Source organism: Paenibacillus nanensis, from assembly GCF_003583765.1.
GTDB classification, from domain to species: Bacteria; Bacillota; Bacilli; order Paenibacillales; family Paenibacillaceae; genus Pristimantibacillus; species Pristimantibacillus nanensis.
Genome location: NZ_QXQA01000020.1, coordinates 20,362 through 43,293 on the forward strand (window position 1 = coordinate 20,362; position 22,932 = coordinate 43,293).

General features: G+C 53.1%; 19 protein-coding genes and 1 tRNA gene. 8 read left to right on the forward strand and 12 right to left on the reverse strand.

What is annotated here, in order from left to right; translation table 11 throughout:
* Positions 1 to 241: 241 nt before the first annotated feature.
* Together D3P08_RS23600 and rlmD are read right to left on the reverse strand one after the other, a co-directional pair.
* On the reverse strand, positions 242 to 1,780 hold the full coding sequence (locus D3P08_RS23600) for a multicopper oxidase family protein (RefSeq protein WP_119602592.1): 1,539 nt from the start codon (positions 1,778 to 1,780) through the stop codon (positions 242 to 244).
* A gap of 621 nt (positions 1,781 to 2,401) precedes the next feature.
* Positions 2,402 to 3,922, reverse strand: coding sequence for a 23S rRNA (uracil(1939)-C(5))-methyltransferase RlmD (gene rlmD / locus D3P08_RS23605; protein ID WP_240647725.1), 1,521 nt, complete (start codon positions 3,920 to 3,922; stop codon positions 2,402 to 2,404).
* Positions 3,923 to 4,078: 156 nt separating this feature from the next.
* On the opposite strand from rlmD, the gene D3P08_RS23610 reads away from it, so the two are divergent.
* Positions 4,079 to 4,630 carry an SRPBCC family protein gene (locus D3P08_RS23610; protein WP_119602594.1) on the forward strand — a complete coding sequence of 184 codons (552 nt, stop codon included), beginning with the start codon at positions 4,079 to 4,081 and terminating at the stop codon, positions 4,628 to 4,630.
* Positions 4,631 to 4,681: 51 nt separating this feature from the next.
* On the opposite strand, the gene D3P08_RS23615 is transcribed toward D3P08_RS23610, so the two are convergent.
* Entirely contained in the window at positions 4,682 to 5,737 is a 1,056-nt protein-coding gene (locus D3P08_RS23615; RefSeq protein ID WP_119602595.1) for a M42 family metallopeptidase, read from the reverse strand.
* Positions 5,738 to 6,218: 481 nt separating this feature from the next.
* Between D3P08_RS23615 and D3P08_RS23620 the strand changes: the two genes are divergently transcribed.
* Entirely contained in the window at positions 6,219 to 10,124 is a 3,906-nt protein-coding gene (locus tag D3P08_RS23620) for a glycosyl hydrolase family 18 protein (RefSeq protein WP_119602596.1), read from the forward strand.
* A 68-nt stretch (positions 10,125 to 10,192) separates the two neighbouring features.
* On the opposite strand, the gene D3P08_RS23625 is transcribed toward D3P08_RS23620, so the two are convergent.
* Both D3P08_RS23625 and D3P08_RS27440 read right to left on the reverse strand, forming a co-directional pair.
* Entirely contained in the window at positions 10,193 to 12,517 is a 2,325-nt protein-coding gene (locus D3P08_RS23625) for an ATP-dependent helicase (RefSeq protein ID WP_119602597.1), read from the reverse strand.
* 170 nt (positions 12,518 to 12,687) lie between these two features.
* Complete coding sequence (locus D3P08_RS27440; protein ID WP_162848584.1) at positions 12,688 to 12,831, reverse strand: hypothetical protein; 144 nt, start codon at positions 12,829 to 12,831, stop codon at positions 12,688 to 12,690.
* 181 nt (positions 12,832 to 13,012) lie between these two features.
* On the opposite strand from D3P08_RS27440, the gene D3P08_RS23630 reads away from it, so the two are divergent.
* A complete protein-coding gene (locus D3P08_RS23630; protein ID WP_119602598.1) occupies positions 13,013 to 13,591 on the forward strand; it encodes an RNA polymerase sigma factor in 579 nt (192 codons plus the stop codon).
* Positions 13,584 to 14,369, forward strand: a complete 786-nt coding sequence (locus D3P08_RS23635) for a DUF4367 domain-containing protein (RefSeq protein WP_119602599.1) — start codon at positions 13,584 to 13,586, stop codon at positions 14,367 to 14,369. The genes D3P08_RS23630 and D3P08_RS23635 overlap by 8 nt, the downstream gene beginning before the upstream one ends.
* A gap of 59 nt (positions 14,370 to 14,428) precedes the next feature.
* Here D3P08_RS23635 and D3P08_RS23640 read toward each other — a convergent pair whose 3' ends face one another.
* The 3 genes from D3P08_RS23640 to D3P08_RS23650 form a co-directional block, all read right to left on the reverse strand.
* Positions 14,429 to 14,908 carry a hypothetical protein gene (locus D3P08_RS23640; RefSeq protein ID WP_119602600.1) on the reverse strand — a complete coding sequence of 160 codons (480 nt, stop codon included), beginning with the start codon at positions 14,906 to 14,908 and terminating at the stop codon, positions 14,429 to 14,431.
* Positions 14,909 to 15,004: 96 nt separating this feature from the next.
* Positions 15,005 to 15,811 (reverse strand): polysaccharide deacetylase family protein, encoded by an 807-nt coding sequence (locus D3P08_RS23645; protein WP_119602601.1) that lies wholly within the window; start codon positions 15,809 to 15,811, stop codon positions 15,005 to 15,007.
* Between the two features lie 79 nt (positions 15,812 to 15,890).
* Entirely contained in the window at positions 15,891 to 16,226 is a 336-nt protein-coding gene (locus D3P08_RS23650) for a winged helix-turn-helix transcriptional regulator (RefSeq protein WP_119602602.1), read from the reverse strand.
* A 176-nt stretch (positions 16,227 to 16,402) separates the two neighbouring features.
* Between D3P08_RS23650 and D3P08_RS23655 the strand changes: the two genes are divergently transcribed.
* Both D3P08_RS23655 and D3P08_RS23660 read left to right on the forward strand, forming a co-directional pair.
* Positions 16,403 to 17,608, forward strand: a complete 1,206-nt coding sequence (locus D3P08_RS23655; protein WP_119602603.1) for an MFS transporter — start codon at positions 16,403 to 16,405, stop codon at positions 17,606 to 17,608.
* A gap of 30 nt (positions 17,609 to 17,638) precedes the next feature.
* Positions 17,639 to 18,481, forward strand: a complete 843-nt coding sequence (locus D3P08_RS23660; protein ID WP_119602604.1) for an aldo/keto reductase — start codon at positions 17,639 to 17,641, stop codon at positions 18,479 to 18,481.
* 77 nt (positions 18,482 to 18,558) lie between these two features.
* Here D3P08_RS23660 and modB read toward each other — a convergent pair whose 3' ends face one another.
* Positions 18,559 to 19,230 carry a molybdate ABC transporter permease subunit gene (modB, locus tag D3P08_RS23665; RefSeq protein ID WP_119602605.1) on the reverse strand — a complete coding sequence of 224 codons (672 nt, stop codon included), beginning with the start codon at positions 19,228 to 19,230 and terminating at the stop codon, positions 18,559 to 18,561.
* 3 nt (positions 19,231 to 19,233) lie between these two features.
* Complete coding sequence (modA, locus tag D3P08_RS23670) at positions 19,234 to 20,034, reverse strand: molybdate ABC transporter substrate-binding protein (RefSeq protein ID WP_119602606.1); 801 nt, start codon at positions 20,032 to 20,034, stop codon at positions 19,234 to 19,236.
* Between the two features lie 166 nt (positions 20,035 to 20,200).
* On the opposite strand from modA, the gene D3P08_RS23675 reads away from it, so the two are divergent.
* Positions 20,201 to 21,181 carry a helix-turn-helix transcriptional regulator gene (locus D3P08_RS23675; protein ID WP_119602607.1) on the forward strand — a complete coding sequence of 327 codons (981 nt, stop codon included), beginning with the start codon at positions 20,201 to 20,203 and terminating at the stop codon, positions 21,179 to 21,181.
* Between the two features lie 89 nt (positions 21,182 to 21,270).
* Positions 21,271 to 21,344, forward strand: a tRNA-Pro gene (locus D3P08_RS23680).
* Between the two features lie 63 nt (positions 21,345 to 21,407).
* Here D3P08_RS23680 and D3P08_RS23685 read toward each other — a convergent pair.
* Positions 21,408 to 22,088 (reverse strand): serine/threonine protein kinase, encoded by a 681-nt coding sequence (locus tag D3P08_RS23685; RefSeq protein ID WP_119602608.1) that lies wholly within the window; start codon positions 22,086 to 22,088, stop codon positions 21,408 to 21,410.
* Positions 22,089 to 22,151: 63 nt separating this feature from the next.
* Complete coding sequence (locus D3P08_RS27445; protein ID WP_162848585.1) at positions 22,152 to 22,925, reverse strand: cell envelope integrity protein TolA; 774 nt, start codon at positions 22,923 to 22,925, stop codon at positions 22,152 to 22,154.
* Between the last annotated feature and the right edge of the window lie 7 nt (positions 22,926 to 22,932).

Consider the following 22,932-nt stretch of genomic DNA (forward strand, 5'->3'; position numbering starts at 1 on the left):
CATATCTTCTCCCTATTTTTCCATATATCTACACTCTGCTGCATTCCCTGCTTAATATATTAAAAATTAATCATACAAAAAGAACCCCCTCAATCAGGAAGTTCATCTCATCATATTCTATTTTCTTCAATCCCGATATATCCTTACCACGCACTCCACGTGGGTCGAGTATTCAGTGAGAACTACCTAATGAAGTGCTCTCGCCATACGGCCAGAATAGCAATTCTTCGCTGAATAAACCTCACCAGTGTGCTTCAAAAATCTCAATGGGACGCATCATTTCGTAATCTTCGTGCTCCAGCATGTGACAATGCCACACATAACGCCCTGTGAAGGGGCCAAAACGGGCTATAATGGATGTAACGTAACCAAAGGGGGTCTGAACCGTATCTTTTAAGCCCATTTCATAGGGATTAGGTGGAGTAGGAGGCCCAGTGAAAATAAGATTTCCGTTTTTTTGAAAATGAGAAACATCAAAAGGCTGTCGATCAAGAATTTGAAAGTCAACCAAATGGAGATGGATCGGGTGAGGATCATCATCGATTAAATTGATGATTCGCCATATTTCAACTGTGTTTACTTCAATTCTTTCCGATATTCGGTCCATCCACATTTTCCCATCCAATAAATTCAAAGATCGACCATATTGATCTTTGACTCTGACAAGTGTTAAATATCTTGTTCTCTTTGCCATACTTCTTGGAATTCGTTCGATTTCTCCGAGATAAAAAGGAAGGGAACTGGTATCTATACTTCTTAGCGGGACGATTACTCTGAATTGCATGATATCTTGTGTTTCGGGTGTTGCACTCTTGGTGACATTTTTGAGAATAATGGATTGACCGTAGTACTGAGAAAAATCAATAATCACATCTATACGCTCGGCACTCATAAGTATAATTTCATTTATTTTTACCGTGGTCTCAAGAAAACCACCATCCGTGCCAATTTGATAAAAAGGCTGATTGGATTCCATTTTTAATGTAAGGATTCGACTATTTGATGCGTTTAAAATTCGAAATCGGTATTTTCTTGGTTCTACATTCAAATATGGATAAACCTTCCCGTTTACCAGAATCGTCTCCGCATCAAAAGGGGGAACAAGAGAAGGCTGAGGAAGACCTGCATCGTTTTGATCAGGTTTGCTAGGGTAGTAAAGTGATCCGTCTGGGTTGAACGAGCGATCCACAATTAACAGAGGGATTTCATATTGTTCTTTAGGAAGATTAAGGGATTGTTCATGCTTGTCGCGAATAAGATAGAGTCCCGCGAGTCCCGCGTATATGTTCAATCTTGTAATTCCTATCGTGTGATCGTGGTACCACAACATTGTGGCTCGCTCATTGTTTGGATACGTATACACCTCTCGTTCAAACAAAGGTCCCGTTTGTTCAAAATTTCTCGTAAACCATGCTTCAGGGTAACCATCACTATGGGCAGGTGTTCTTCCTCCATGTAAATGTACGACGGTTCTACCCTCTGGAACAGTTATTTCGGAACCATGAATCGTTGTATCAACGGGAAGAAAGTGCTTATTAGGCAGTTCATTCATCCATTTAACAAACACCGCTTCATTCTTCATCACTTCTAACGTAGGACCTGGAAAAGTTCCTTCATAACCCCATAAACGGGTTGGTCCGAGGTCCCGATGCAGCTTTTGAGAAAACTCCTTCATGGTCACTTCGTAATAGGAATTATTATAATGTCGCATCTTTGGAGATAACGTGTTTGGAATAGGCAGTTCATCCACAAATTTTTGCAGCTTTATCTTTTCAGGCATATGATTGACCCCTCCCCGCTTACGATGAACTAAGTAAGTTTATGCGAATGAGTTCGCTCATTATGTTGTTAACAAGCGCAAGCAATTATGGAGGAGCTTTCAAATAAGCTTTTTATTAGAACGATTTCGTGAGCGCTTTTGACGATTATCTTCAACCACACCAGGTGCGGAACCCGAGGCAGAAGCTTCCTATTGTCATGATAGTTCGATAAAAGTGAAGTTCTATATAAAAAAACAATTTATGTATATTTTGCGATAAGCAAGCTACGGAAAATGAGGGCTGTAATGAAGGTTGGGGGTACTATCTAAAGCATTTTATTTCGATAGGAAGACAGGTATATTAGCAATCTTCATGTTAATAATAGAACCATCACGCTCCTTGTTTTGCCCCGCCGATATAGCTGGGGCTTTCTTTGTGCGTACAGGAGATATTCGCAAAAATTTCAGGCGGGTATGGCAAGCCTTAACATCGGCTCAGATGCAATGACTAATTCATCAGGCACTGGGTGGGGGTACAACAAAAGACGACTATCAATAGCCGCCCCTAATCGAACTTATAGTCAAAAAAAGAAGCGGGACAATGCCCGCTCCGTTGCTGTATACGCCAATACACCTCAACTATTAGTCATTCCTGACCAACAGTGAGCAACTCTCAACGTGACTAGTCTGCGGGAACATATCCACCGGCTGCACCCACTCCAGCCGGTAGCCGCTGCCGAGCAGCACCTTGCAGTCCTTCGCCAGCGTCGAAGGATTGCACGACACATACACCAGGCGCTTCGGCTTAGCCTTGGCGATCGCCTGCAGCAGCGGCATTTCGCAGCCGGTGCGCGGCGGGTCGACGACGACGACGTCAGGGCGAATGCCTTGGGCGACCCACTGCGGGAGCAGCTCCTCAGCGCGGCCTTCGTAGAAGCGCGCGTTCGTGATGCCGCTCGCCTCCGCGTTGTCGCGAGCGTCGCGCACCGCTTCCGGGATGATCTCGATGCCGCGCACCTCGCGGGCATTCGGCGCCAGCCACATACCAATCGTGCCGGTGCCGCAGTAGGCATCGACGACAAGCTCCTTGCCCGTCAGCGCAGCCGCTTCTTTGGCCGCGTTGTACAGCTTCACCGTCTGCTCCGGGTTCAGCTGGAAGAACGCTCTCGGTGACAGTGAGAACCGCACGTCCCCCAGCGTTTCGTTCAGCCGCTCGTCTCCCCACAGCACCGTTGTGCGGTCACCGAATATAAGCGGCGTTTTCCCTTTATTGATATTTTGAGCAATGGTTTTTACCATCGGCAGCTTGTCTCGAAGACGCTGTACCAACCGGCGAGTATCAGGCAAACGGTCGACCGCTGTGATCAGCGTCAGCTGCACTTGTCCCGATGCCTGGCCAACGCGAGCTACGATTGTGCGCACGGCGCCCTCACGCGTACGCTCGTTGTAGATCGGGATGTTCAGCTCTTTCAGAACCGCTTTCGCGCCCTCAACGACCCCGTTTACGACAGGGTGATGAATTTCGCAGCCGGAGATGTCAACCAGCTTGTGCGAACCGGCCGAATAAAGCCCCGTCACGACTTCGCCGTCATGGAGACCTGTTTGCAGCTGAGCTTTGTTCCGGTAGCCCCAAGGGTTCTCCATCCCGAAGATCGGACGCATCGGCAGCGATTCTATGCCTGCGTAACGCTGGAACGCCTCCCGTACAATCTCTTCCTTTGCCTTGAGCTGCGCTTCATACGTCATATGCTGAAGCTGACAGCCGCCGCATTCCGCGTAGACGGGACAAGGCGGCACTTGGCGGTCCGGCGATTTTTTCTCAATTTCGATAATCGACGCGTTCAAATACCCCGCTTCCGCCCGCGTCACCTTCGCCTTCACCACTTCATTCGGCAGCGCGCCTTCAATGAAGACCGCTTTGCGCTTGTAGTAACCGACCCCTTCGCCGTTAATCCCAATCCTCTTGATGGTAACGACAATCCGGTCTCCTGCTTTGACATCTTCCGCCGAAGCCTTACGGCTAACCGCCGGGGCAGCGGCGCCTCCGGTCCCCCCGCTGTACCGCTGCCTGTCAGGACGCTCGCCCCTAGCTTTGCCCTGTCCTCCGTAACTCTTTTTATCTCCTGCGCCGCCTTGCGCACGACGCTCCTCTTTCCTTGTCATGCCGTTCTCTCCGTTTCCAAGCTTAATAGCTCCACTATACCACATCCTCATGCATCTCCCTAACGTCATGCTCGCCCATCCGGACTCCAACCGGAACGTAAGCTATGTTATGATGAGGACAATAACCATCAACGATCTTTAGGAGGATTCTTCTCGATGTTTCTAAAAAAGAAAAAATCCGCCTCCTCCCCAGGTCCCACGCCTTCGGGAAAACGCGGCCTGTATATGACGCGCGTGTTCGACGCGCCTCGAGATGAGCTGTTCGAGCTGTTCACGCAAGGCGAGCATATGAAAAACTGGTGGGGACCGAGAGGCTACGAGATGACGATCCTCGGGCAGGAGCTTGCGCCAGGCGGATTCATTCATTACAAGCAGCAATCCCCGGAGGGCAACGTTATGTGGGGAAAATTTACGTATCGGGAAATTGAAGCGCCGGAGAAGCTGGTTTACGCGAATTCTTTTGCAGATGAGACCGGCAAGACGGTTCGAGCTTACTTCAGCAAAGACTGGCCCCTTGAGATTGTGAACACCGTCACATTTGAACAAACGGAAGACGGCCGAACGAAGCTCACCCTCCAAGGCCAGCCGGAGGACGCCAAAAAAGCGGAAAACCGCGTTTTCGAGGCGCTCCGTGACCATTTGAAGCAGGGCTTCACCGAAACGTTCGACCTGCTCGACGAATATATCGAGAAACGCAAATCGCAATAACAAAAGCGCGTCACGTCTCCTGACTCTCATCAGGAGACGTGACGCGCTTTTTTAAGCTTCCATTACGTAAGCAAGCAGCAGCGCAGCTGTATTCACAACGGCATCCGCATGCGTGCGCTCCATGCCGTGAGAAGCGTGAACGCCTGGTCCAATCAATGCCGCGCGGATATTGCTTCCTCCGCGCAATGCGGCCGTCGCATCCGAGCCGTACTGCGGATAGATATCGACGGCATGCGGCAGCTCCTCACGCTTCGCAAGCTCGATCATTTTAGAAGTCATACCGTAATCGTATGGCCCGGAAGAATCTTTGGCGCAGATGGACACATGCTTCTCGGACCCGGACAAATCATCGCCCAGCGCGCCCATATCGACCGCGATAAATTCCGTAATATCTCCGGGAATATAGGAAGCCCCATGCCCAACCTCTTCGTAGGTGGAAATAACCAGCTTCACGGTATGCAGCGGCGTTTTCCCTTCCCGCTTCAGCCATTCCATGAATCCTAGCAGCGCCGCAACTGCCGCCTTGTCATCCAGGTGGCGCGATTTAATCCAGCCGTTCGGCAGGATGCGCACCCTCGGATCCCAAGAAATAAAATCGCCGACGCCAATGCCCAGCTTCTCCGTATCTTCCTTCGAATTCACCGACTCATCGATCCGGATCTCCATGTTCGCCTCGTCCCGCTTCATGTCGCGGGCGTCAGGATAAACATGCACGGATGGTTTCGTCGTAAGCACCGTTCCCTCATATTGGCGGCCGTCGCGCGTATGGATCAGGCAGTATTCGCCCTCCACCGTCTCCATCGCATAGCCCCCGATCGACGTAAAACGAATCATTCCGCTCGGTTTGATCGATCGAACCATCGCCCCGAGCGTATCGACATGCGCGGATATCCCGATAACCTTCTCATCCGACTGGCCAGGGATCGTGATGATTCCCGTTCCTTTCGGCGTTTGTTCCATGGTGAAGCCAAGCTTCCCGACTTCCTCGCCCAAATGCTTCATAATCGCCATGCAATACCCGCTCGGGCTCGGGATGTTAAGGAGCTTCTCGAGCTGCTCCACAATATATTGCCTATTCAGCTGAGGCTTCAAAGCCGCCGTTGACATGCTAGACTCTCCTTTTCGAAAACAGATGTTTTATCTATGTTACCATGCCGGAATCGGAAATGCATAATCCCTCCGAGCCCGCGCCCCGCCTGAAAAAATGATGATTATCAACGATTTTTATCACTAATTAACAGTACTGATAATTTTATCCCATCGATCATAAAAATCTCCCCCTTCCGCTTGTTCGCCCCTCGACTCATGATAGAAATAGCTTCACAAATGATTAACGATTTCTGACACGGGGTGATGCGCTACTAGCAACCTTTGAACGGTTCCTCATTCACGGACAACGATGCTTTCTTCTGTCCGATTGACCGGCCGGCAGGCTTACACCGACTTCTACCTCCAGCACAACCTGTTGGTCCCTACCCTTGTTCACGACTCCCAGATGACAGACCTATGCAACGTCCTATGCAACGTCCTTTGCAAGCCTACTTGCCGCGGCATGCCGCGTAAAGCTACGTCGAAACGATGAGGTGATATGGTGAATTACACAGTCCGCAAAAAAGAAAGGAAACTGTTTTTTTACGCATTTCTTGCTCTAGTTCTATTCGCTAGCCCGCTTTTTAGCGCTGCAGCAGCTTATGCTGAGGAAGCAGAGCCTCTTGCCGAGGAAGCCCCCGCGCCGCAAAATCTGCGAGTCGTAGAAAGCTCCGTCACGGCAACAAGCGCTACGATCGAATGGGATCATGTCGCCGAGCTGAATGACATTGATGTTTGGATGGCGGATGACGATGCTTATTTCACTTGGGGAAACTCCGGTACAAAGACGCTGACCGGCCTTCAGCCCGAGACGACCTACCGGCTCTATATTACTTGGTACAGTCAGAGACCGGCGGCCAATAAAAGTAACGTAGTCGAATTTACGACCGCTGCAGGAGAAGCGGAAGAGCCCGAGGTTCCGGCAGCAGGCGCTACAAACCTGGAGGTTGTCGAGGTTACCCATAATTCGGTTTCGCTCAAATGGGTCAACGCCCCTGGAATCGACGACTACTGGGTTTGGACAACAGAGGGCAGATACGTCATCTGGGCGAACAGCCAATTCAAATTAGTCGGCGGCTTGGAGCCTGAAACCACGTACTCGCTGCTGCTCGGTCCAGACGGCGTTCGGTTCCCGGATCTGACGGATGCGCAAAAGAGTAATGTCGTCACGTTTACAACTTTAAAGGATACGACGGAATATGAAGAGCATCCGCTTACGCCTCCTCAGAACCTGAGGGTAACCGGCGTGACCTCATCCAGCGTTACGCTGAGCTTTACCGGCAGTCCGAAGGCGGACGGCTATGACTACTGGGTGAACGGCGCCTGGAAAGGCGGCATTTGGGACGGCAGCAACCAGTTTACGTACAATCTTACGCCTGAACAGCAAGCAGCCGGCACAGAGCTCAAATTCCTTGTCGCGGCCCAAAACTCCGCGGAATCAACCGTATCCGACAAAAGCAACGAAGTCACGATCAAATGGGGCGAGCTGACGGCTCCGAGAGATTTGCAGGTCGTGACGGCTAACCGTTCGACAGTCGCGCTGGGTTGGGCGCCGACGCAAGGCGCTATATCCTATGAGATTTATCAAGACGGCACCCTAATCGGAACGAGCGATTCCAACCGTTATGTGGTCGAAGATTTAACGGAAGGCCAATCTTATTCCTTCCATGTCGTCGCGAAAAACAGCCTGTGGACTTCACCGAATAGCGCTGCCATCACTGCTGTTCCTGGAGCCCAATACACCAATGTCACTTACTACACGTCGTGGTCCCTGTCGCCAACCGGAAGAAACTTCAAGCCGGAAGATATCGATGTTTCGAACATCACGCACATTAACTATGCGTTCTCAGACCTCTGCTGGATGAAGGTCAGCACGAACGGCCAAGCGTGCTCGAACGACGCCATCCCGCTTCAGACCGGTTATGTGTATGACGGCGAGATGGTACTGGGCGATCCCGTGTATGACGTGTTGAATTTCGAATCCTTTGCGGCCATCAAGGAAGCCAACCCTCATTTAAACCTCATGGTATCGGTTGGCGGCTGGTCCTGGTCCAAAAACTTCTCCAACATGGCCGCTGATGAAATTACACGGCGGGCGTTCGCGGAATCCGTCGTGGATTTCCTGCGCGAGTACGGATTAGACGGACTCGATATCGACTGGGAGTATCCGGTTGAGGGCGGCGAGTCGCATAACGTTCATCGTCCGGAGGACAACGTAAACTTCACGCTCTTGATGAAAACCGTCCGTGAGGCTCTAGATGCCGCGGGCTCGGTCGACGGCAAATATTATCTGCTGACCATTGCATCCGGCCAAGGGGATAACTTTGTCGTTAACGCCGATCTGGAGAATGCCGTCAAATCCTTAGACTTTATCAATATTATGACGTATGACTACAGCGGCAGCTGGGAGCTGCTTGCCCATCATAACGCTCCCCTCTATTATGACAAGGAGCATCCGCGAGCCGCTGCGGCCCGCAACAATGTAAGAGGCGGAGCGGTCGGACACCTTAACGGCGGAGTACCGCCCTATAAACTCATGCTAGGCATCCCTTACTACGGCAAGGGCTGGACCGGCTGCGCGGAAGGCGGTCAATACGCCGCTTGTACGGCTATTCAGCCAGGCACATGGGAGTCCGGCATCTTCGACTATACCGATGTCGAAGAAAACTATCTGACCGACCCTGAGTTCACGCATCATTGGAATGAAGCATCGAAGGTTTCTTACGTCTACAACAGTAAGACCGGAACGTTCATCAGCTACAACGACCCAACGACGATGAAGTATGCTTCTTCGCTCGTTCAGTCGCTGGATCTGGCAGGCGTTATGAGCTGGGAAGTGAGCGGCGACCGCAACAAATCGTTAACGACGCAGCTTGTGGCGGACTTGCCGATCGACGGCGCTTATAATGAGACGGCTATTGGAGCGCCTCAAAACCTGACGCAGACTTTAGTCAACCATGCAAGCATCCATATCAAATGGGATGCGGTTGAGGGCGCAGCCAGCTACGAGGTATTCAGGGATAACCAGTACCTCGGGTCCACAACGGGTACAAATTATGTCATCGACCAGCTAACCGCATCCACCGCTTATACGATCTATGTTTTAGCCGTCAAGAAACAAGGCGATGCAATCGAGGATGTCTCCGCAGGCTCCGTTCTGAAGCTCACGACGTCCGCCTTGCCGGTTGCCTGGACGCCTCCGCCGGCCCAGCCGAGCAATGACAAAGGCGAGCTTGCCGCGTCAGTCTCCAAGTCCGGCGACAAGTGGACGATAAGCGTGAATAAAGATTCTGCGGTCAAGGCAATAGAAGAAGCCAAAGATTTGAAAAGCTTCAACCTTACCGTCGAGGACGGAGCGAAACGAATCGACGTAGTTCTGCCGAAGGAAGTTATCGCCGCGCTCGCCAAGAAGGGCGAAGACGCGCAGCTGTCCGTCATCTGGAACGGCGTCACGTACGTTATTCCGGCTGGCGCGCTTCCGGCAGACGCAGATCTCCAGATCTCGATTGCCCCTCCAGCCGCTGATGTAGCGGAAGGCATCGAGGAGCTTGCGGAGGAGAGCGGTCTCGAGCTTCTGATCGACGCGCTCGACTTCAAAATCTCGAAGCATTCGCCAAGCGGCACATTCGAAGAAGTGACCGACTTCGGCGGTCATGTGTTCAGCCGCATCTTTACGCTGGAAGGCGACGATATCGATCCGAAGAAGCTGACGGGCGTCGTATTCATCCCGGGCACGAACGAGTTCCGTCCCGTACCGTCGCTGTTTACGGTCAACGATGACGGCACGATGACGGCCGAGCTGAAGCGTAACGGCAACAGCATTTATACGATCGTTCAGTCTGACGTTTCGTACACCGACGCAGCAGCGGAATGGATGGCGGACGCCGTATCCCGCGCCGCGGCGAAGCTTCTGCTCGCAGGCGAGACGTCGGATACGTTCGGCGTACACAGCAGCATTACACGCGCCGAGTTCACATCCATGATCGTCAAAGGTCTTGGCCTCCTGCCGGTGAACGGCGAAGCTCCGTTCGAGGACGTGGCCGCTGATTCCGAATATGCGGGAGATATTGCCGCCGCGAAAGCAGCAGGCCTGATCAAGGGCAAGTCCGAGGCATCGTTCGCGCCGGATGCGACCATCAGCCGCCAAGACATCGCAATCATTTTGTCCAACGTGCTGGCTTACATGGGCGTAGAGACAGATGCGGATATCGACACGCTCAACGAATTTGCGGATGCCGGCCAAATCTCGGAATACGCGAAGTCCGCAGTAGCGCTGGCCGTTCAAGAAGGCATCATGATCGGCAAGTCAGGCTCGAAGTTTGATCCGAAGGCCGACCTGACGAGAGCGCAAGCCGCCGTCATCGTCATTCGGATTCTAGAGTCTTTGGAGCTTGATAAAGCTTAATTCCTATGAGCAAAAAGAAAGCTGCCGCACCGCAGATCCCAAATCTGCAGTACGGCAGCTTTTCTCATTCACGCGAGCTCCAGCAGCCCCATCTTCAGGCACATCGCCGCCGACAGCTCCTTCACATTCGAGGTGCCGAATCGAATGGCAATCCGCTCGCTGTCCACGCTTTCGATAACGCCCGGGCCGAAGACGCGGTGGCGCACGGCGGCGCCTGCGGCAAGAGCCCCGAGGTCCTGAACCGCGTTCGGGTTAGCCTCTAGCTTGGCGGCTGCAGCCGCGCCCGCGGCGCTGCTCGCCGTACTGGACTTAAACCGCGTTCCGCCTCCGGCGCGAGAGGATCCGCCCTCTTCGCCGAATTGCAGCTTGAAGCCGTTTACGGTTAGAGACGCCCTGGCCCCCTCTGACTTCTCCCTCCACTCCGGCTCCGCAATATCCCGGACCGCCGTCATGAAGGAGCTCTCCTCCGTCTGCTCGCCGTCCCGCTGGCCGTACGTGATCATCGTCAGCGACTTGCGCGCGCGGGTCATGCCGACGTAGAACAGCCGTACCGCTTCTTCCATGAGAGGCGCCGAGCCGTCCGCTCCCCGCTTCCCGTCTTCCTTCGCGGGAATGACGCCTTCGATCAGATCCACCATAAAGACCTGATCGAATTCCAGTCCCTTCGAGCTGTGGAAGGTGGAGAAGGTCACCGCGTTTTGACCTCTGCGGGACTTGGCGCCCCTCAGCACCGTCTCGAGATATTTCAGCCGGGCGGCGAAATCGGCCATCGTCTCGAGCCCCTCCGCAATATCCTCCAGCGTATTCAGGATGCCGATAAGGTAATCCTTGCGGAAGCCGAGCCGCTCGCACATCTTCTCAAGCGCCTTCTCGTAGCCGAGTCTTGTCCGAATGACCCGAATCGCATGGCGCGGCGGCATGCCGCTCATCTCCCGGAATGTATTTCTCGCTTCCTCCAGCAGCTTGACCTGGTAATCCTGCAGCTGCACGAAACGAAGCAGGTTATCAAAGACGGATTCGCCGTTCTCGATCGATCGGAGCACCGCCATTTGATGCTTACTGATGTAGCCGCTCATTTTCAGATGAATGCTCTCCAGGATATCGGCCCGTTTATCCGTATAGGTCATCCGCATGAAGTTAAGGACGTCCTCGATGATCCAATGCGAGAAAAACCGGTTATCCGCATCCTTCATATAAAAAGGAATGCCTGCCCGGTCGAATTCGTTCATCAGCGTAATGGATGAAGCGTTATTCCGGTAGAGCACCGCGACCTCCGACAGCTTCTCCGCCTTCGCCGCCTCGCGTACGACGAATTTGGCTTGCTCCCGGTAATCGTTCAGACGCTTGAATACGATCGGGCCGCTTGAACCGTTGTCCGTAAACATCTCCTTGGCGTAACGGTTCATATTCCGCTTAATAAAGGCGTTCGCGGCCGATACAATTTCCCGGGAGGAGCGGTAATTCTGCTCCATGAAGAGCGTTGCCGCTTCCGGATAAACCTCCTTGAAGTTCAGCAGATAGGAAGGCTCCGCCCCTCGCCAGCTGTAGATGGACTGGTCGTCATCCGCTACGACGCATAGGTTACGGTGAGATTTCGCCAGCTTCTCGATAATGGCGTGCTGAACCATGGACGTATCCTGGCTTTCGTCGGTCAGGACGTAATCGTAACGGCGCTGATATCTGCGCAGCAGCGCCTCGTCCTTCGCCAGCAGCTCGTTGCCGAGCGTCAGCATATCATCGAAATCAAGCAGCAGCTTGTCCGTGCCGGTACGCTTGAACCGTTCGTATTCGCCGAGTATACGAGCCGCCCCCGGCACGTCGGTTTTGACGGTGCTCCACTCTTCCGGCGGAAGCAGTTTATTTTTTACATAGCTAATGTAGGTCGTCAGTTCCTCCATATTGTCGTCTGTCGCGTTCTCTCCGACGATTTCCTTGAAGAGATTGCGCAGAATGATCCGCTTATGCAGCGGAAGCCCCTGTCCCTTCTCCCCGCCTGCTTCCTCCTCCGCATCCAAGGCGCCTTCGATAATATCGAAAGCTTTGCCCGCTTTGCGGAAATGCTCGCGCACGACCTCGAACGCCAAGCTGTGGATTGTCGAGAAATCTACCGGCGCCAAGCTTGGGAAGAACCGGGCGTACCGGTCCTTCATATCCCGCGCCGACGCCCTGCTGAACGTGACCGCTTTCATTCGCTCCGGATTCACCCCCAGCTCTTCCACCAGATAGCCGATCCGCATAATAATCGTGGTAGTTTTACCCGAGCCCGGCGACGCGAGCAGGAGCAGCGGACCTTCCGTATGCCCGACAGCCTGCGCCTGCACAGCGTTGAGATGAACGCCAAGCTCCTTCCGCTTCCGTTCCAAAAACCGTTCCAGCTTCCCCGTGTTTCCCATATCCTGATCCCTTCCGCTTCCGTAAACAATGACGCCATTATACCATATCCGCCCCTAGCGTTCGTCTCTTTAACTCTAGCAGTCTATTCCAATCTTGCATAACACAAAGAGCCCATGCGCTGAAGCTTTCCGCTTCGCTAGCATCGGCTCTTCGGCCAAAGATTCACGATCTACTCCGGACTCCGCTCTCCGCTTGCCGTAAACGGGCCGGCGTTCACCGACATTTCCGAAAGTAAGAGATCCTGCTCCATTTCCAATACGATGGGTATCAAGACAAAAAGAAGCAAGAGCAACAGCAGCACCCATCTTTTCAATCCACCACCCCCGGCAAAAAAGCTGATTCCGAAAAGATTCCCTACTTATAAAACACGCAAAACAGCAGTAAAGTAGCACCCAATATTGAGAAATTTTTCATACAAACAAGCAGAGATACGATATAATGACGGAAGTGAGATTTCATAGAGCAATACCCATCATTGCAAGGGGGCCGCAGAAATGCATAGCAAGCTATTCCTCTTGTCCAACTCGAATTATTACGCGTTATCGCCGGAGCTTCAGAAAGAGGTCTATCAGGAATTCTACCAGTTCGCCTATTCTCCCATTATTTATATGGTGAAAGAGCATGCCGCAACGGAAGATATTATTCAGAACTCTTTCCTCAAAATTATTGAAAGCGTACCGCGTGCGGACAATGAGGCCCAGCTGAGAAGCTGGTTAAAAGTCGTCGTTAAAAATATGGTCATCAATTACTTCCGAAAAACAAAAAAAAATCGCAACGACATTGACGCTGAGAGTGTTTATATAAGTGAGAGCGTCCATTTCGCCACGCAGCCGGCTGATTTAGAGCAACAGGTCGAGCTTGAATTGATGAAAGAAACGATCTCTCAATGCTTGAAAGAGCTGCGGCCGGAATATCGGGCGCTCATTGAGCTTCGCTGGAAGCGGGAGCTGAGCTACAGAGAAATTGCAGCGGTGCTTGAAACCTCAGAAGAAAGCGTGAAATACAAGCTGTACCGGGCTAGGGAATCAATGAAAAAAATGTTCCGTAAGAGATGGGGTGATAAGCATGAATAAGGAGCAATTCGACGATTGGTTCGACCGCGCGTTTGACGAGAGCGTGAAGAACCACAGCTTCGTCCCTGATCCCAGCGAATCCTGGGAGAAAGTTCAGCGATCGCTCGAGAAACGGAAGAAAAGAAAACGCCAGCTTCGGATGCTGCCGTATATCGCGGCTTCCTTCCTGCTCGGCGCGCTTATTTTCGGTACGCCTACCGCCTCGAATGCTTTCAAGCCGCTCGCAATGGCCTATTCGTCGATTGTCGATGGCGTTCACCGAATCGTGTTCGGATCGTTAGAGGATTCGGGGACCAAGCCTCTTACACCGCCGCCGCCTGACTTTGCACCCGGCGGCAGCCCGTCGGAGCAAATGATCAGACCCAGCAGCACGGAAGCTGGTTCGCAAACTTACACATCATCGGACTTGCCGGAAATGACATTCAACCCACCTACTATTCCGTTTGTTCCGTCGGAGTACACCCTGACCGAAGTGGAGACATCCCAAACGCCTCTTGATACCAAACCTTCTCGCCTGTATTATGCCTATACGAGAAGCGACGGCATGGTCCTTAGCGTTGACTTCAAACAGTTATACCCAGACTCCATGACGTCAACAGGCAGCAGCGACGGTCTCACCGTCAAGAAAAAGACTGTTCAAGGCGTCGCAGCCGTCTTATTTCTATCGGATGATGGTTTAGCCAGCCTTGAGTTTGTATACGGAGATATTTTTGTTCAGATCGCGGGTTATATTAGTGAGGAAGACGTCATACGAATGGCGGAAGAGATGGAATTTTAGTCAAAACAAAAGACGAAGCCGTCCGGGCTTCGTCTTTCTTGTTAATGAGTCAAGTATCATTATTTCGCCAGAAACGAAGCCGAGTATTCGATAACCTGCTCCGTCGTCGCGCCTTGCTCCACGTAATGCGTCGCCTTCACCCGATAGTAATAACCCACTCTCGAGTATCGAGTCAAATAGCCGGTAACAGAGGTTCCGTTACTAACGGCATTGCTTGAAGCCGGGATAAGATCCACCCAGGCTGAGCCTGTCCATTCCTGAAGCTGAATCGTTACGCCTACTTCCGATACCGTCGTTTTTGCTGCAGTCGTCGCTTCGATCGTAATGGATCCGTTTGTATTGCCTAGAATAATGATAGATGAAGATTTCAAATACGTGTAGGTCGGGTAGATGGCCATCGGCTGAATCTCCACGGGCGGCGGCGGGGTCTTCGCGTCTTTCTTCCCGCTAGCCGCCGCAAGCTGAGGCGCCATTAAAACTACGATTACAAGCCATAAGCATAATGAAAACTTGGAGAAGCGTTTAACTTTTACCACCATAACCATTCCCTTCTCGTCCAATTTTTGGGACATCCCCTATATTTAAACGCATTAATGGTTAAGATGGTTTCATTTCCCAAAATTTTTTTAAAGCTGCTACAGCTTTATGGCTTCACCTGCAGGAATCGTTACGGATTCCCCGTCCGCGCTAACCCATACGTCAAGCGCACTTGGATTATAGATGATTCGGCGATTCACCGAAAAGCGAAGGCCGGCAAGCGCATTGCGGTACGCTACAATCTCCGACATCGTCGCCTTCCATACGAGCTCGCTGCCCCCGATCAGCTTGCCGACTTGGTCGACGAGCTCCCAGTTGTTATCGTGTTCGAACTCGTAGCTGTGGCCCCAGACAAAAAGCAGCTCCATGCGGCTGAATCTTGGCGCGGATGCCAAAAATCGCTCAGCGGCTTCTACCATATCTTTGTGATGGCAGGTCGGATGCCAGCGCAGCCAATCCTCCGGCATATGAAAGCCGCCGTGGCTTTGAACCGTACGCGCATACTCGATGCCGAGCACCGGCAGCGCCGCGACTACGCGGTCGTTGTACGTGCCGAACGGATAGCTCATCCCCCGCACGGGGTAACCGACTAACGCTTCGAGCGCCTCACGGTCCCTCAGAAGCTCGTCGGCTATTTCTTCATCCGGCGATTGCTCGAGAAACGGATGCGTCACGGTATGAGCCGAAACCTCATGGCCTTGATAGAGTCCTGCTACTTCATCCGCTCGAATATAACCTTCCTTGCCGAAGAACCCGGAATTGAGATGGAACGTGCCTCTCAATCCGTATTGATTAAAAGCGTCTACTAATCTACGATCATGCTCACGTCCGTCGTCGAAGCTAAATACCGCCGCCTTGCCAAGTCCGCCCGGATAACGGTCGAACCGAATGCTTGCGCTGTTCATGGCTCCCTCTCCTTGTCCTCTTATCGGATCATACGCATCCATTTTAACCCATAAAAGCGGCCTTCTCTAGCCCCGGGAATTAGCTTTTTACAGCAGGCTCCTTCTCGCCGTTGAGCTCCACATTCTTCTCTCCCCACGCGCACATCGCATCGAGAATCGGCTTAAACGACCAGCCATAATCCGTAAGCGAATAGACCACCTTCGGAGGAATTTGCTCATAAATCGTCCGTTTCACCATGCCGTCCTCCTCCAGCTCCCGAAGCTGCTGGGTCAGCATCTTTTGCGTAATATTCGGCATCAGGCGCTTCAGCTCGCTCGTTCGTTTATCCCCTTTGTCGAGATGGCATAGGATAACAACCTTCCACTTGCCTCCGATTACATCTAACGTCGCTTCTACCGGAATGTTATATGCCATTAGGACTGCCTCCTTGGAGTAGGGTACTTTTTGGTGCCTATATTACTTCTAAGTATCTATATCACTTGAAAGTACGTACTTACAAAATAAATCCCACCGCCTTATACTAACACCCATGCGGCAAATCATGCAATGCCGCGAACTTCGAGATTGGTTGCTAGAAGGAGGTACACCACATGAGCAAAACATATACTGCGCCCGCTCGATCCGCTAGCGCGGGCAAATCGGGGTCGCTGGCGCTGCTCGCCCTTGCTGTCAGCGCGTTCGGAATCGGCACGACGGAATTTGTGCCGGTTGGCCTGCTGGCTTCCATCGCGGACGATTTGCATATCGGCATTACTCTTGCGGGATTGCTTATTTCCGGTTACGCGATAGGCGTTGCGGCCGGCGCGCCGATCTTGACCGCGCTAACGAACCGGCTGAACCGGAAGACGCTGTTAATGGGACTGATGCTCGTCTTTATCGCGGGGAACACAACCGCCGCGCTGTCGGGTTCATTTTCCTTATTAATGATCGCCCGGTTCATTACCGCTTTCTCGCACGGCGTCTTCTTCTCGATTGGCTCTACCATCGCCGTGCAGCTTGTGCCGAAAGAGAAGCAGGCGAGCGCGATTGCGCTGATGTTCACCGGCCTGACCGTCGCGACCGTAACCGGCGTTCCGCTCGGCACCTTCATCGGGCAAAACTTCGGGTGGCGGGCGACCTTCTGGGGCGTCGCCATCCTGGGCGTCATCGGCATTGCGGCCAGCGCCATGCTCATTCCGCGCAGTTTGAAGCAGCCGCCTCCGGCCAAATTTTCGGATATGCTGCGTATTTTGACCAATAGCAGACTGCTGCTCGGCTTCGCGATTACGGCTCTCGGCTATGGCGGCACCTTCGTCGCCTTCACGTATTTGACGCCGATTTTGCAGGATGTCATGAAGCTGAATGCCGGAACGGTCAGCCTCGTGCTTCTGCTGTACGGCATAGCGGTAGCGGCCGGCAATGAAATCGGAGGAAGATGGGCCAACCGCGACCCGATCCGCGCGCTGCTTATTATGTTTATCATTCAAACGGCGGTGTTGATCGCGATGTCCTTCATGATCCCTTTCCGTATCGCCGGCCTAATTGCAGTAGCCTTGATGGGACTATTCGCTTTTATGAACGTGCCCGGCCTGCAGCTGTATATCGTGAAGCTTGCCGAGAAATATACGCCGTCCGCAATCGACGTCGCATCCGCGCTTAATATCGCCGCTTTCAATCTCGGCATCGCGATTGGCTCCATAGTCGGCGGCTTCGTCGTTGACGGCATCGGCCTTGCGCATACGCCGTGGGTCGGCGGCCTAATGGTGGCCGTTGCGGTTATTTTGACGGGTATATTGTCCAAGCTTGAGAGGAAATAATAATCAAATCATCCAGGAGGAATTTACTTTATGACACAACATTTGCAAAGCGTGACGACACTAGCTAACGGCGTATCCATGCCATGGTTCGGACTAGGCGTATTTCAAGTGGAAGAAGGCGAGGAGCTCGTTAACGCGATCCGTTCCGCTGTTGCATTCGGATACCGCAGCATCGATACGGCGGCCATCTACGGCAATGAAAGCAGCGTCGGCGAAGGCATCCGCCAAGCGATGGCGGAGAACGGCTTAAAGCGGGAGGATTTGTTCGTCACATCCAAGGTTTGGAACGCGGACCTGGGCTACGAATCGACGCTTGCCGCCTATGAAACAAGCTTGTCCAAGCTGGGCCTGGATTATTTGGATCTCTACTTGATTCATTGGCCGGTAGCCGGCAAATATAAGGACGCTTGGCGGGCACTCGAGAAATTATACAAGGATGGCCGGATTAAAGCGATCGGCGTGAGCAACTTCCAGATCCATCATTTGAAGGATGTCATGGAGGGCGCCGAGATCAAACCGATGGTCAACCAAGTGGAGTTCCACCCTCGTCTGACGCAGAAGGAGCTGCTCGCTTACACAAGCGAGCAAGGCATTCAGCTTGAAGCCTGGTCGCCTCTGATGCAGGGCCAGCTGCTGAATGATCCGGCGTTAACCGAGATCGCCGGCCAATACGGCAAATCGGTCGCGCAAGTTATTCTGCGCTGGGACCTGCAGCACGGTGTCGTAACGATTCCGAAGTCAACCAAAGAGCAGCGCATCATCGAGAATGCCTCGATCTTCGACTTCGAGCTGTCGCAAGCGGATATGGACCGCATCGACGGGCTCAACCAAAATCTGCGCGTCGGTCCGGATCCGGACAATTTCGATTTCTAATCGGCAATATGACGCGCCAAGAAGCCGTCCTCACGAAGAGGACGGCTTCTTCCATTTCTCTGAGTATTAGATCATCTCTAATCACGCTTTCTTAACCGGCCGGTTAGCAGCAGCAGGATGAAGGAGATGACCACGATACCAATCGTCCATGCCCATGCCATCGTCTGATTCCCGGCGTCCACCGCCACATAGATTGCTGTCGGAATGGTCTGGGTTTTGCCGGGAATATTGCCGGCGATCATCAGCGTGGCGCCGAATTCGCCAAGCGCTCGAGCAAACCCAAGGATGTATGCCGTAAGTACGGAACGCCCCGCGAGCGGGAGGGTGATATAACGGAACACCGCCCACTCCCCTGCGCCCGCCGAACGGGCCGATTCCTCCAGCGCGCGGTCCACCTCTTCGAACCCGGTCTTCATCGTCTGATACACAAGCGGAAATGCCACCACGGTCGCCGCTATAACCGCCGCCCATGGGGAGAACACGATCGGCTCGGCAAATACCGATTCGGCCAGCCTGCCCAGCCAGCCGCGTCGGCCCAAAGCGATCAGCAGCAGAAAGCCCACAACGGTTGGAGGCAGTACGAGAGGCAGCATAAACAGGGTTTCCAGCAGCGTTTTGCCCCGGAACGTCTTCTTCGCCATCCGCCATGCCGCGGCGATGCCTAGCACTGCCGCCACAACGCTGGCCAGAAGCGCGACTTGAAGCGACAGAAGAACGGGCGGCCAGAAGGAATGCCAATCGATCGTCATCGCTTATTCCGCTTCGCTGAATCCATATTTTTTGAAGACGTCCATCGCCGCTGCCGATTGCAAAAATGTATACAGCTCCATCGCTTCCTCGGGATGCTCGCTCTCCTTCACGATACCGACCGGATACAAGATCGGCGAATAAGCTGCCGGATCAACCGCAAATGCGATTTGCACCGTTTCCGAAGAAAGCGCGTCCGTTTTGTAAACAAAACCCGCGTCGGCATTGCCCGTCTCCACGTATTGCAGCACCTGCTTCACGTCCTTCGCCTGCACGGTCTTAGCTTGCAGCTTATCCCAAAGCTGCTCGTTCGTCAGCGCCTCCTTGGCGTAAGCACCCGCCGGCACGCTTTCGGGAATGCCGACTGCGATTGCGCTCACCGATTCCTTCTGCAAATCCTGCAAGGAAGCGACGGATACCCCCTCTTCCTTCGGGATGACGACAACCAGCTCGTTGGACAGCAGATTCGCCGTTTGCCCCTCTGCTATCAATCCTTTATCCGCCAAAGCGTCCATATTTTTAGCCGAGGCCGAGAGGAACAGATCCGCGGGCGCCCCCTGCTCGATCTGCTGCTGCAAAGCGCCCGACGCGCCGTAGTTAAAGAACAGCGCAACACCCGGATGCTCGGCTTCGAACACGGTCTTTAGCTCGTTCAACGCTTCCGTCATGCTGGCCGCCGCCGAAACGGTAAGCTCCGCCTTATTCGCTGACTGCTCAGCCGCGGAATCTGTGTCGGCACAAGCGCTCAATAGTAGAATGGAGCATAACGAAACCAACACCATAAAGCTTGCTTTCATACTTCTCATCCGGTTGGCTCCCCACCAATTATATTTAATTATATCTAGTTATATCTAATTCGAATTATAGAAGCAGAAGAAGCGCCTTGTAAATAGCAAAATCGACGGTGTGCCGGGCTGCAAAGCGATATGCTACAATGATACCAATGGAATCGAACTCGCAGGAGGATACGGCATGTCGCAGGATATTTCCTACACGGCAGAAGAAATCGCAAAGCTGCTTAAAATATCAAAGCTAACCGTCTACGATCTGATTAAAAAAGGCGAGCTTCCTTCTTATCGGGTAGGCAAGCAGATGAGGGTGGACGCGTCGGACCTGGAGGCGTACAAAAACCGCCATAAATCCGGAGCCGCTGCCGCCCAGGAGTTACGGCGGACAGACACCCCCGGAGATGCCGCCAGACATCAGGCCGCGGGCGCTGTCCCTTCGCCATCCGGGCTAGGTACGCCGGGAACGCTGGTCATTACCGGCCAGGACATCAGCTTGGACATTTTAGCCAGACATATGGAAGGCGCTTTGACAGGCTTTCGTCCGCTTCGCTCTTACGCAGGAAGTCTGGACAGCCTGATAAGCATGTACAGGGGAGAATCGGATATCGTCAGCACGCATCTGCTGGATGGGGACAGCGGCGAATATAACATTCCCTATATCCGCAGGCTGCTTGTCGGTTCGTCCTATATTGTCGTTAACCTGCTCTCGCGCCCCGCCGGCTTCTATGTGCCGAAAGGCAATCCGCTGCAGCTATTCGGCTGGACGGATCTTGCCAAATCCGGCCTTCGCCTCGCCAATCGGGAGAAGGGCTCCGGCGCGCGCGTGCTGCTGGACGAGCAGCTGCGTCTTCACGGCATTTCGCCTCGCAATCTGCAGGGCTACGACCAGATTCACAACAGCCATCTGTCCGTCGCCGCCAAGGTAGCATCGGGTGAAGCCGACATCGGAATCGGCACCGCCAGAGCGGCTTCTATCGTCGAAGGCGTCGACTTCATCCCGCTCATCCAGGAGCGCTACGATCTCGTCGCGCTCAAAAAGCCGGAGAACGAGCAGTGGATCAGCGCATGGCTGCGCATCCTCCGTTCCGAGACGTTCAAGCAGGAGCTGCGGGCAATTGCCGGCTATGACCTGTCGCTAACCGGCGAGGTGCTCTACGAGTCATAAAGCTATTTCAAAGGCGTGCGCTTTAAGGTCTTGACGATTTCCCCGCGGCTACTTACAATCATTTGTAAAGGCATTCATCATGACGCTTTCGGGGTATGGCGCAGCCTGGTAGCGCGCACCCTTGGGGTGGGTGAGGTCGCTGGTTCGAATCCAGTTACTCCGATACGAAAGCAAACAACCATCCACGTTCCGCTTCACGCGGGCAGGATGGTTGTTTGTTTTTGTTTTATTTCATGAACCGTGAAAATAACCGGCTTATTCGCTGCGCGTATTCCTCTACGTTCAAGTTCGCTTGATCCAGCTTTTTATAGCCGCTTTTGACGGAGTTTATTAGCCATAACGGAATTTTCTTTCCTTCCATGCTCGGATAAAACATCTGGTACGCCCACATCAAATGCTCCCAGCGGCGGTCGTCGCCCTCCAGCATATACTCGGAGACGTCGATAACTTTGGCTCTCCCGTTCTGTACGACAACGTTTTTCAAATGAATATCCCGCGGGTTGAGGCCGCGTTCGCGCACCAGCCGCCGGGCATCCTCCACATCCGAGATGACGACGGGAGGAACGGGTATTCCTTGAAGCAAGCAATCAAGCAGCGTAGGTCCCGGCTCGTAGCCGATGGCCAAATAGTTGCTGCCTTCGCCGTAGTAGGCGGGGAAATACGGAATACCTTTTAATTGCAGGTAAACGTCCCTCTCCCGCTCTTTTTTGTACAGAGCATGATCGGTATATACTTTATATGCGACTTCCGGAACGGGATCATAGGTGAATACGGCTGCATCCGTGCCAAGTCCGACACAATGAAGGCCATCCGCGTAACCGAACAAACTGACCTCCTCGTTGCGTTCATTGCCCTCCACCCGAATACTGCTTAGGGCATCCTCCGCCAGCCGCCAATTTGGTTTCATGCCGATCCCCTCCTTTTGATACTCCTATTATTATACGTCGATACCGCTGGGTGGCTTCAGAAATCAAACCGTTGCGATATGATAGAAGCTTGCATATAGCGGCTTTCGCGTGCTTTCATCGATAAACAGCTTAAGCACCGCCTCATCCCGCTGGAACACGATTCCGTCCTCCGCGATAAAATCAGGCTGCCCCAAGCAAGCTTTAAGTCCCTCTTCCGTCATCGGCACCGACTTGCCATTGATCTCTATTTGTTCCGCCAAAGGGACTTCCACATACTGCACCAGTCCGTCATAAAACGCCACATGTACGTCCGGATAATAATAGATGTCAAGCTCCTGCCAAAATTCGTCCTGCTCGATCTTCTCCGGCTCCCCGAGTTTAGACGTCACGCTTTGAGGCGTATCGTACAGCGAGACGCCCCCGACGTGATGGAAGACTGAGATCGGCTTGTCTTCGCACCCGCCCGATGCGCTCGGGCTCGGTTTCGCCTTCGCTTCTTCCGTCTGTGGTTCCGCCTTCGGTTGGTCCGCTTTCAGTTCCGCCTTCGCTTCTTCCGCCTGTGGTTCCGCCTTCAGTTCCGCCTTTAGTTGGTCAGCCTTCAGTTCCGCCTTCGGTTCGTCCGCCTTCGGTTCCGCCTTCGGTTCCGCCTTCGGCTCGTCCGCCGCTTCCCCTTCGATGGAAAGCACCGCAGCCGCAACAGGCGGCGCCTCTGAAACAAGCGGCTGCAGCACCTCCATTCCCTCCGACACTTCTATTTTTTGACCGTTACCGGCATCCGTTTGATTTGCACCAAGCGCTCCGCTAATGAACAACACAATAATGAGCAAAAGTTTCATAGATATA